This is a genomic window from Clostridioides sp. ES-S-0048-02 (assembly GCF_020658495.1).
Classification (GTDB): domain Bacteria; phylum Bacillota; class Clostridia; order Peptostreptococcales; family Peptostreptococcaceae; genus Clostridioides.
The window spans coordinates 86975-98945 of the sequence record NZ_JACVWH010000007.1; the positions used below are offsets into that span (position 1 = coordinate 86975).

Sequence of the window (11971 nt, forward strand, 5' to 3'; positions counted from 1 at the left end):
CTTGAAAATTATAGCCTTTTTTAGTTTTCTTACAAACTAGATACTCTCCAAATACAGTATGTGAATTTTTTGAATATTCTTTACTATCTAGCCATAACTTTTCTAAAATAAAACTATCTGGTGATTGTTTTACATACTCTTCTAATAAATACTCTACCTCTTCAATACTATTCCCTACTTCAAACTTTCCAGTACCAATCCAACATACATTTTTTCACATCCCTCTCTACAAAATATGCATTTATAAACTGCTCAACACGTTCAACATATTTGTTCTTAAACATAATATTATTATCCCCTTATCGTTCTAATAAAGTTATTATATCATGACATTGTGTATTTGTTTAAAGAAAAAAATTTATATCTATACATAATATATTTTTTATGCTTTTTTAGAAGTAAACAAGAAAAAAACCTCCTTGGAGGTCTCTTTCTAAATGTTGGGGTTTATATTTACATATTTATTTGATTATACCTTTTAGTGCGATATTAATACATTTTAAATTATATTTCTCTATAAATCATCATGTATTTCATCTCTCTGTATTTATAATATCACATAGAGTTTCCATAATCAGTTACATCTCTGTTACCTAAGATTACAATTTTGTAATATTTGTAATCTTAGGTATAAATTTACATCCATTCTTTAATATAGTATATGTTTTTTATTAACACTAAAGACCTTTTAAGTCATATTTTTCTAGGAAAAGTTTTAATTCAGAGTAAATTTCTTCTGCTCCACCAACTTTATTTGATTCAATATTTAAAGCTAACAATGGCTCATGTAATGATATTCTAAGTAAAAACCAACCATCTCCATTTGCTTCATTACAATTGACTCTTATACCTTCAAAGTTATTTGGTGCAACAGACCATCCATCAACATTATTAACATGAGAATCTAATTCTTTTAGTATACCTTCTGCATATGGTCTAAAATCTTCTTTATTGATTCCTATTCTAACTTCTTTTTCTTCCTTTGCTTCTTCAAGTTTTTCTATCAATTCTTCTATAGTTTTTCCCTCTAAAGACAGTTTTGCAACTTTTATTAAAATTTTAGCTATTAAATATGCTCCATCGTCTAAAAAATAATTTTCTTTTAGAGCAGCATGTCCAGATGTCTCTATAGCTAAATGGCACTCTTCATCTTCACTATTTAATCTTATAGCTTCATTTATTACATTTTTATATCCTCTTTTAAATCTATGATGTCTTCCTCCTAATTCACTTATGAATTTAGCAAGACCTTCTGAAGTAATAGAATCAGTTACTATGGCTGTATTTGGATGTTCTTCTAATATTATTGATGATATAACAGCTATAAGAGCATTTTTATTTATTGGTTTCCCATTTTTACCTACAATAGCAGCTCTATCTACATCTGTATCAAATATTATTCCTAAATCACTCTTATTATCTAATACGGCTTTACAGATGCTTTCCATTGCTTCTTTATTCTCAGGATTTGGTATATGATTTGGAAACATACCGTCTGGGTTCAAAAACTGACTACCTGTTGTATCTGCTCCCAGTATGTGTAAAACTTTTTCAGCAAAGAACCCTCCAGCTCCATTTCCTGCATCAACTAGTATTTTAAGTCCAGAAAAAGGCTTTTCATAGTTTTTACTTGAATTTACACCTATTCTAATTTTATCTATCAATAAATTAGAATAATCTTCTATTAAATTTTTTACTACAGCTGTTCCTTTTTTATCTACTCCTTCAGACTGTACACTATCATTTTTAACAGCTATATCTAACATTTCTTTTATATCTGTTTTTTCTAGACCACCATTTTCTGTAAAAAACTTTAACCCATTATAGTAATAAGGTAAATGGCTAGCTGTAATCATAATTGAGCCATCAGAGTGGTATCCATCCATGATAGTTGTCATAAACATTGCTGGTGTTGTAGCAATCTCACAATCAATTACATCACAATTATCATTAATCAAAGTTTCAATAACAGTATTTCTAAATTGACTCCCTGTTATTCTAGAATCAGTTCCTATTGCAACAGTTACTTTATCTTTTTTAGTTTTTTCTTTTAACCAAATATGAAATGCTTTAGCTATTTTTTTTACTTCTTCTACAGTTAAATTAACTTCCTTAGAATCATTTTTATATGCTATTCCTCTAATATCTGTTCCATTTTGCAGCTTGTATATGTCACCCATAAACATTCTCCTTACTCAATTAAAATTTTTATTAAAGATTATAAAATTCCTAACTTATTTAAAGTTTACATTATTTAAATATGCATATTTTATAATTTTATTATTAACTATTTTATACTTTCTTTTAATTCTTTTATCTTCTCTTTATATGAAATTGGAGGCTTATCATTAAATAAAGCTGAAGTACCTACAACATATATATCGACTTTTTTGCCACTCATAAGTCTAATGGTCTCTTTATTTATATTTCCATCAACTTCTATAAATGGAGGATTATCATAATCTTTTAATATCTCCGTAAGCTTATCTAACTTATCTAAAACAGATAGATTAAATTTTTGACCTGCAAATCCTGGATTTACTGTCATTACTAAGATACCCTCAACTAAACATATATATTCTTCTATTTTATCTACACTAGTTTGAGGACTTATCGCTAATACTGGCCCTATTCCATATTCTCTCAACTTTTGTATATCAGCTTTTACATCTGTGCTTGATTCCACATGAAAAGAAATATATTTTGGTTTTATATAAGACATCATATCAATATACTTATTTGGAGTTTCTGTAGCTAAATGAATATCTAAAGGTATAGTTGTATTTTCACTTATTGATTTTAATAGTTCTGGCCCCATAGCTAAGTTTTTGACAAATATTCCATCCATAACATCACAGTGAAGCAATTTTACATCAGCTTCTTCAAGAGCTTCTAGTTCTTTTTTTAAATTCATTTGGTCTGCACACATTATTGAAGCACAAATAATAGACATAACTCTCCTCCTTAGATATAAATTTTCATTATTTATAAGTTTTCATTTTCTATATCATCAATCATTTGTAATCTTCTTGCATGTCTTTCTCCATTATAACTTGAATTTAACCATTCTTCAACAATTCTCATTGCTAATCCTTTTCCAATAACTCTTTCCCCTAAACAAAGTACATTTGTATTATTGTGTTCTCTCGTGGCTTTAGCTGAAAAACAATCTGACACAACTGCTGCTCTAATTCCTTTAAATTTATTTGCAGCAATAGACATGCCTATTCCTGTACCACAACAAAGTATACCTAAATCTGATTTTTTACTTTGAACATTTTGACTTACTTTTTTTGCATATATTGGAAAATCTACACTTTCTTTTGAAGTTGTTCCTACATCTTCAACTTCTATACCTTTATTTATTAAGTTTTCTTTTATAAATTCCTTTAACTCGTAACCACCATGGTCACATCCAATAGATATTTTCATTAAAAAGCACCCCTCTTTATATAAAATTTTATAATTATCGTAAAAATAAAGCTGTCCCATTGTAGAAATTTCTTTCTATTTTTAAGACAGCTTTAATTGATTTATATCAAACCAATTTATTATTCAATGATATTTACATCTATAATAATTCTTTTATATTTTTTACTATATCTTCAGTAGTTAATCCATAATGTTTTAATAAGTCTGCTGGTGTACCTGATTGACCAAATACATCCTTAACACCAATTCTTCTAACTACTACATCTTTAGTTTCTGCTAAAGCTTCACATACAGCTGAACCTAAACCACCAATTATACTATGCTCTTCTGCTGTAACTACTTTTCCAGTTTTCTTAGCACTTTCTTTTATTAATGTTTCATCTAAAGGTTTTATTGTAGATATATTAACAACTTCTACATTTATACCTTCTTTAGCAAGTTCTTCTGCTGCTTCTAATGCTTTTGCTACCATTATTCCTGTAGCTATCACTGTTATATCAGAACCTTCTCTTAAAACAGTTCCTTTTCCTATTTCAAATTTATAGTTTTCACTGTTTACATCTGGAGTTGCAGCTCTACCTAATCTTATATATACAGGTCCATTATAATCAATAGATGCAAATATTGCTTGTCTTGCTTCTAAGGCATCTGCAGGATTTAATACAACCATATTTGGTATACCTCTCATTAAAGATATATCTTCTATAGCTTGATGGCTTCCTCCATCTTCTCCTACTGTTACTCCTGCATGAGTAGCTGCTATTTTAACATTTAAGTTTGGATATGCTACAGAGTTTCTTATTTGCTCATAGCCTCTTCCTGCTGCAAATATTGCAAAAGTACTTGCAAAAGGTATTTTTCCACAAGTAGCAAGACCTGCTGCTGTACCAATCATGTCACCTTCTGCTATCCCCATATCAAAAAATCTATCTGGAGCAACTTCTTTAAATGATATACTTTTTGTAGCTTTTCCTAAGTCTGCATCCAATACTACTATATCTTTATTTTCTGCAAGTTCTTTTAACACTTGTCCGTAAGCTTCTCTAGTTGCTATTCCCATTCCTATAGACCTCCTTCTAAATCTTTCAATGCTTGTTCTGCTTGTTCTGCATTTGGAGCTGTTCCATGCCATGCAGCATTATTTTCCATAAATGAAACACCTTTACCTTTTACAGTTTTAGCTATTATTACAGTTGGTTTTCCTGTAACTTTTTTAGCTTCATCTATTGCATTTCCTATTTCATCAAAACAATGTCCATTTATTACTATTACATTCCATCCAAAAGATTTAAATTTGTCATCTACTGGACTAACATTCATTACCTCTTCATTAGAACCATCTATTTGTAATCCATTTAAGTCAACAAATGCAATTAAGTTGTCTAATTTATAATGTGATGCTGTCATTGCAGCTTCCCATATTTGACCTTCTTGGATTTCTCCATCACCTAATATAGTATACACTGTATAGTCTTTATTATCTAATTTTCCAGCTAGTGCCATACCATTTGCAGCAGATAAACCTTGTCCAAGAGAACCAGTAGACATATCTACTCCTGCTACTTTTTTCATGTCTGGATGTCCTTGTAACTTAGAACCAAACTTTCTAAGTGTCAATAATTCTTCTTCTGGGAAAAATCCTTTTTCTGCTAATGTAGCATATAAAGCTGGTGCTGCATGACCTTTTGATAGAACAAATCTATCTCTATCATCCATTTTTGGATTTTCTACACATATGTTCATTTTATCAAAATATAACACTGTTAACATGTCAGCTATTGATAATGAACCACCTGGATGCCCGCTTTTAGCTTCTGCAACCATTTTTATTATGTTTTTTCTAATATTATTAGAATGATCTCTAAGAGTGCTCATACTTTTTTCCTCCTGTTATTTTTTAAGACCTTACATTTTCTTATCCTACAGTAGATTTTACAATTTTTTTTAAAATAATACAAATGTTTTTTTAAGATTTTACTGCAACTTTTATTTCTTCTCCGTTCATTAAGGCTGTAATACCCTCTTTAAATTCGTCTAAACCAACAGTTCTTGTAACTAATGCTTCTGTATTTACTTTTCCACTAGCCATTAAATCTAATGCTATAATCCAAGAACTTGGTTTTTGTGATCTACTTCCAATATATTGTAACTCTCTTTGAATTATTGCTTCTTGATCCATTTCATTTAGTTTTTTGGCAAATATCCCAACTTGTACGAAAGTTCCTTTCTTTCTAAGTAATCTTAAAGCTTCATTAACTGCTGGCATAAATCCAGAACAATCAAATCCTTTATTTACTCCATTTCCATCAGTCATTTCATTTACTACATCTGCTAGACTTTCTTCCATTACGTTTACAGTTCTATCTACTCCAAGATTTTTAGCTATTTCTAATCTTTCTTTATCTTTTGTAACACCAGACATTATAACTGTAGCACCTTGAGATTTAACAACTTGAGCTAATAGTAAACCTATTGGCCCTGGTCCTATTATTAATACTGTATCATCGCTTTCTATAGTAGTTTTTTCAAGAGCTGCATGAACACAACAAGCTAGTGGCTCTGTAAGAGCTGCTGATAATAAAGATACATTTTCAGGAAGTACATGTATGCTTTCCTCTCTTGATAATACATATTCAGCAAAACTTCCATCTGCTTGAGTACCAATACCTTTTCTAGTTGGGCATAAATTGTAGTCTTTAGTTGCACAATATATACATTTTTCACAAGTTGCAAAAGTAGTTTCTGATGTAACTCTATCTCCTACTTTTATATTTTTAACATCTTCACCAATTTCTACGACAATTCCAGAAAATTCATGACCTAAAGTTACTGGAGCTTTTATATTTGCATATTCCCCTTTAAATGAATGTATATCTGAACCACATATACCACTGTATTCTACTTTTATTTTAACTTTATCTCCTGTAGCTTTTGGCTCTTCTACCTCTAATACTTCTACATTATCATAACCTGGTTTAGTTTTAACTACTGCCTTCATTTATTTTTCAACCCCTTGTGGTAAAATTAATATCTTATTAAATTCTTCTTTTCTATCTCTTATCATTTCAAATGCTTTATAAGTATCTTCAAGTGAAAATCTATGAGATACCATTTCTTTTAATTTTATTTTTCCTTCATTAACTAGAGTGATTCCTTTAGTCCACTCTTGTCCTGGGAATGGTGCAGAATAAGAATTCCAGAAACCTTTTAACTCTAGTTCTTTTCTAAATATATTTTCAAATGCTTCTTCAGATAAAGTTATATCTGAATATGCTATTCCTAAAAATCCTATTTTACTTTTCTTTTTAGTTATAAGTAAACATTGTTCTTGAGTTATTTTAGAGCCTGCACATTCAAGTGCTATATCAACACCTTTTCCACCAGTAAGTTCTTTTATTTTTTCTACTGGGTTTACATCTTTAGCATTAATTATTATATCAGCACCTAATTCTTTTGATTCTCTTAATTTATTATCAGATATATCAACTGCTATAATTGTTCCAGCTCCTGCTATCTTAAGTCCTTGTATTACTAGTTGACCCATTGTTCCACTACCCATTACAGCTACAGTATCTCCAACTTGGATACCTATATTAAGTACTCCATGCATAGCAACTGCAAGTGGTTCTATCATAGCGGCATCTTCAAAATCCATGTCTCCTATTGGTAAAACATTTGTAGCTTTTATGTTTGCATATTCTGCAAAAGCTCCAAAAGTTTTAGCTCCTAACATACCATGGTCATCACATAATGAAAATAACCCTCTCTTACAATATTCACACTCATTGCAAGGTATAAAAGGAATCGCAACTACTCTATCTCCAACTTTTACATTTTTTACATCCTTACCAACTTCTGCAATTACTCCAGAAAATTCATGTCCTGGTATAGCTGGAACTGGATATTTCCAATGTTTTAATACTCTTGGAGGATCTGACCCACATATTCCTGCTGCCATAACTTTTATTTTTACTTCATCACTTTCACATGGTTTTATTTCTATATCTTCAAATCTCATATCATTTGTGCCATGTAATACTGCTGCTTTCACGATAAATCTCCTCCTTTTGTATTTTGTATTTTTTAAAAATTTATAAAAAATATTACTCTTTTCTAGTAGCTGCTAAATGTTAAATTTTCGCATACTTTACTAAAAAAGAGTAATCTCTATTAACTAAATATTAGAATATTCCAAGTGAAGAAACTAATTGAGATAATTTCAATATTCCCCATTTTAGTAAGTTACCACCTGTATCTATACTTGTAACCATTGTTGTTCCTTTTGGCATCATATTTGCTTGTTGTAATAATTGCGTATGAACATCTGCAAAATTTGTAGCCATATAAAGTGATATAGCTATTACTATAGTTCCTGTTATAACTGATTGAACTATATTACCTTTTCTAAAACATACTATAAATGCCATATAGAATGGTATTGTTGCTAAGTCACCAAATGGTAAAACTTTATTTCCTGGTAATATAACTGCTAAGAATAGAGTTATAGGAACAAGTATAAGAGCTGTTGATATAACTGCTGGATGTCCAGTTGCTACTGCTGCATCTAGGCCTATATAAAGTTCTCTATCTCCATATTTTGCTTGTAAGAAATCTCTTATTGATTCTGAAATTGGAATTAAACCTTCCATTAATATTCTAACCATTCTAGGCATAAGTAACATTACTGCACCCATTGATATACCTACATTGAATATTCCTGCTACATCATATCCAGCAAGAGCTCCAAGTATTATCCCTAGTATAATACCCATCATCATTGGTTCACCAAATATACCGAATTTTTTTTGTATAGAATCTGGGTCTGCTTGTATTTTATTTATTCCTGGTATTTTTTCAACAAATTTTCCTACTAAATATCCAAGTGGAGCAAATGAAGCTGTTGAACCAGTTGGTAATGCTATACCTTCTAAATCATAAAACTCCTGAACATTCTTGGCTGTTTTTTCTGCAATAAATAGTACTAATAATTCCATTAATATTGCACAGAATATAGCCCAGATATAACTTCCTGTTACTATATATCCAACTGCACCTGCTACTATAAAGTGCCAATAATTCCATATATCAACGTTTAATATCTTTGTTTTATTGAAGTATAATAATAGTAAGTTTACTAATAAACAAACTGGTATTAATATTGGTGCAACTGGTGAAGCCCATGTTGCTGATGCTGTTGTTGGCCAACCAACATCTATTACTGTTAAATTAAGTCCAAATCTCTCAACCATTCCTTGAGCTGCTGGCCCTAGTGTTGAAGTTAATAGGTTTACAACTAAGTTTATACCCACAAACCCTATACCAATTGTAAGACCTGATTTTAAAGCTTTTGTAAATTTAATTCTAAATATCATTCCTAAGACTACAATTGTTATTGGTAGTATTACTGTTGGTCCCATGTTTAAAATGTACTGTACTACTGCTAATAATTTATCCATTTATAAATCCTCCTTTTTCTGTTTTTTTAATATGATTTCAATTTATTTATGATAGGATTATTTTAAAGCATCTAATATTTTTTTATCTAATGCTGCTGTATTAACTCCAGTTATATATGCTGTTGCTTTTATTGCTGGTATATTATAAGTTGTTGGTAATATAGTTGTTGATACTATTAAATCTGCTCCATCTTGCTTTGTTGCACATTCAGCTATTTTGCATTGTATAACTTCTGCTTGTATATTATTTTCTTTAACTAATCTTTCTACCTTATCACAAACTACTGTTGATGTTGCTATTCCTGCTCCACATGCTACTAATATTTTTTTCATTTTTATTTCCTCCTAATAATTTTTATTTTCTTATTTTTATTGTTAGTATCTTTTATTCTTTTATTTTTTATAAAGACTTTATTGTCTTTAAAACTTCTTCTTTGTCAGTAGAATCCATTAGCTTCTCAACTAATTCTTTATTTTGCATAATCCCCATCAATTCTGTTAATACAGACAATTGACTGTGTGGTTGATTAAGCCCCAAAACGAAAGCTAAATTTACAGGTACTTTTTCATCTTGGTCTTCCATAGAACTAAATACTACTGGTTCATTAAAAGTACAGACTGCTATAAATTGTTCTTTAATATATTCTGCATCTGTATGTGGTATAGCTACTCCATAATCACCTAAGTTTAAACCTGTTGGAAATACATTTTCTCTCCCTAGTATTTTTTCTCCAAATTCTTCTTTTACAAAGCCTAATTCAAAAACTTTATTATGTATTTCCTTAAAGAAATCTTCTTTTGTTTTACAATCCATTTTAAGGTTTATAACTTTATCACTTACAAAATTTATAAACTCCATATTTGCACCTCCTAATTGCTCTTATCTCATATCTTGTTTTTCTTGTCTTTATATAAAGCATATGCCGTGCCAAAAAGTGGCTTTTTTTGTGAAATAAAAGAAAATGTTTTCCTCGAAATAATGTTCAATCGCAGGATTTTAGCCGACTTTCATAGATAAATTTTTTTTAATTTTTATTTTAATTTTCACTTGTTAAGCACTTAACTATCCATATATTTTTATATTTTCGTGGTTTTTTTTGTTATAGAAATGGTTTTTTTATTTTTTATGGGTGGTTTTTTCTGTTTCTTAGCTATTTTATAAAATTATTCAATCTAAACAACATTAATTTTCGTATTTATTGTTTAATTATTTCAGTGTGAATGAATTTTCATATAATTGTCTATCAAAATTCACGTTACGCATAATTAAATTCATAGTATGTTTTTATTTATATAATAAAATCAATATGAAAATATATAAAACTTAATATGAAAAGGAGATAAGAATGAAAAGAAAAAATTTATTAAAGATAGTATTTTTATGTAGTATTTTATTTGTTTCTGGTGTTTTCGCAAAGCAAGTCTTTGCATCTCAAAGTAAGTCGAAAAAAACACTTACTATAACTGTAAATGGTTATGATGTAACACTATCTAAAGAGGGAATTTTTAATAGCCAAAACGTAAAGCAACTTAATTCAACAAATCAAAATAGTATAACAATAAAAAACTCTAAAAGTGTAAACAGTGTCAAAATAGATGATAAAGAAATTAATGTAAATGATAAATCAACTTTTAAATTGAAAGAAATCAGTCGCTCTTCTAAAATAAAAATATCTGTAATGTATAGTGGTGAAAACTCATATAGAAATTATTACATAAATTCTCTTTCAAAAGATTTTCCAAAGTATACTGTTACTGCAAATAGCCCTTATGATGGTGATTATTATCTTACTACACACAATGAAGAATATAATTTTGTATTTAAATTAAATAACAAAGGAAATATAGTTTTTTACAAGGAAGTCGAATCAAATCCTTTTGATTTTAAAAAAATCACTACATATGATGGTAAAGTTAGATATGGATATTTACTTCAAGATAAAGACTCAACAAAACGAATAAGTTCTGTTGGATACTCACCAACATATCTTGTTATATTAGATGAAAATTATAATGAAATAAATAAAATTACTATGGAAAAAAATAAAAACATAGAATCTGGTACTGAGTTAGAAAACCATGACTTTATATACATAAATGATAATCACTATATTGTTTCTAGTTATCAAAAATCTAAGGCAACAAACATTCCTTCAAGCTTGAATAAAGGAAATTCACCTTATGTGGTAAATAGTGTACTACAAGAAATAAAAGATGGTAAAGTTGTATGGCAGTGGGAAAGTATTGACCATGAAAAACTATATAAAGAAAGTGTTGAACAAAATAATTTTAGCGAAAAAAGTGATACATCTTTAGACTATGTACATTTTAATTCTATGACTATTGACCCCAAGGACGGAAATCTAATCTGCTCATTTAGAAATTTAGATGAAGTTATTAAATTAGATAGAAAAACAGGAGAAATTATTTGGACCCTAGGAGGATTGGGTGATGAGTTCAATTTAACAGATAATCAAAAGTTCTCAAGACAGCATAATGCTAGAATTACAGATGATGGATATATAACCTTATATGATAATGGTGTAAAAAATAAATCTACAAGAGTTATTAAAATAAAATTGGATGAAGAAAATAAAAAAGTTACTGAATATCGCTCATATGACATAAATGACTATTACAAATATATGGGTTCAGTTCAAGAAATAGATAGTGAAAAAGATGTATTCTTAGTTGGAACTGGTGGAAAGGCTGGAGAAAAGCAAGATTTAGTAGCTATAGAAAAAGATTTCTCTAATGATAAAGTTTATTTCAGATTCTCCTTTAAGAGTGGTGAAAGTATGTATAGATGCTATAAAATTCAATAAAAAACTTACCTTAAAATAAAATATCAATTTTAATTAATACAAATCTTGCAAGGAAAATAAATCTATTATTTTTACTTGCAGGGTTATTATTTTCCTTAATTTTAATATAAAAAGCAGGTATCAACTTTTATGTTTCTATAACACCTGCTTTGATATTAGAAAATCACTATAACACCAACATATTTGATATTTTCCTGACTACTGTTTTTAATTTCTTATATTCTACTAGATATTTCTATTTATTTGGTATATGTATAA

The 11971-nt window shown here is 29.0% G+C and carries 11 protein-coding genes; 1 reads left to right on the top strand and 10 read right to left on the bottom strand.

The features are described 5' to 3' along the window. Positions 1-677: 677 nt before the first annotated feature. The 10 genes from IC173_RS11190 to IC173_RS11235 all read right to left on the bottom strand — a co-directional run bounded on the left by IC173_RS11190 (position 678) and on the right by IC173_RS11235 (position 9747). Positions 678-2180 carry a phosphomannomutase/phosphoglucomutase gene (locus IC173_RS11190; RefSeq protein WP_227855555.1) on the bottom strand — a complete coding sequence of 501 codons (1503 nt, stop codon included), beginning with the start codon at positions 2178-2180 and terminating at the stop codon, positions 678-680. 107 nt (positions 2181-2287) lie between these two features. After that, entirely contained in the window at positions 2288-2953 is a 666-nt protein-coding gene (locus tag IC173_RS11195) for a ribulose-phosphate 3-epimerase (RefSeq protein WP_227855556.1), read from the bottom strand. 32 nt (positions 2954-2985) lie between these two features. Next, positions 2986-3432, bottom strand: a complete 447-nt coding sequence (gene rpiB, locus IC173_RS11200) for a ribose 5-phosphate isomerase B (RefSeq protein WP_227432714.1) — start codon at positions 3430-3432, stop codon at positions 2986-2988. A 139-nt stretch (positions 3433-3571) separates the two neighbouring features. Beyond that, positions 3572-4492, bottom strand: a complete 921-nt coding sequence (locus tag IC173_RS11205) for a transketolase family protein (protein WP_227432713.1) — start codon at positions 4490-4492, stop codon at positions 3572-3574. A 2-nt stretch (positions 4493-4494) separates the two neighbouring features. Beyond that, on the bottom strand, positions 4495-5307 hold the full coding sequence (locus IC173_RS11210; RefSeq protein WP_227432712.1) for a transketolase: 813 nt from the start codon (positions 5305-5307) through the stop codon (positions 4495-4497). 91 nt (positions 5308-5398) lie between these two features. After that, positions 5399-6430: a zinc-binding dehydrogenase gene (locus IC173_RS11215; protein ID WP_227432711.1), complete on the bottom strand. Its 1032-nt coding sequence runs from the start codon at positions 6428-6430 to the stop codon at positions 5399-5401. Further along, on the bottom strand, positions 6431-7483 hold the full coding sequence (locus IC173_RS11220) for a galactitol-1-phosphate 5-dehydrogenase (protein WP_227432710.1): 1053 nt from the start codon (positions 7481-7483) through the stop codon (positions 6431-6433). A gap of 130 nt (positions 7484-7613) precedes the next feature. After that, the gene (locus IC173_RS11225) at positions 7614-8888 is read right to left on the bottom strand and encodes a PTS galactitol transporter subunit IIC (protein WP_227432709.1); all 1275 of its coding nucleotides are present in this window, start codon (positions 8886-8888) and stop codon (positions 7614-7616) included. Between the two features lie 57 nt (positions 8889-8945). Beyond that, positions 8946-9221, bottom strand: a complete 276-nt coding sequence (locus IC173_RS11230; RefSeq protein ID WP_021385190.1) for a PTS sugar transporter subunit IIB — start codon at positions 9219-9221, stop codon at positions 8946-8948. A gap of 67 nt (positions 9222-9288) precedes the next feature. Next, a complete protein-coding gene (locus IC173_RS11235) occupies positions 9289-9747 on the bottom strand; it encodes a PTS sugar transporter subunit IIA (RefSeq protein WP_227824129.1) in 459 nt (152 codons plus the stop codon). 487 nt (positions 9748-10234) lie between these two features. Between IC173_RS11235 and IC173_RS11240 the strand changes: the two genes are divergently transcribed. Then, positions 10235-11713, top strand: a complete 1479-nt coding sequence (locus tag IC173_RS11240; protein ID WP_227855557.1) for an arylsulfotransferase family protein — start codon at positions 10235-10237, stop codon at positions 11711-11713. Positions 11714-11971: the final 258 nt, after the last annotated feature.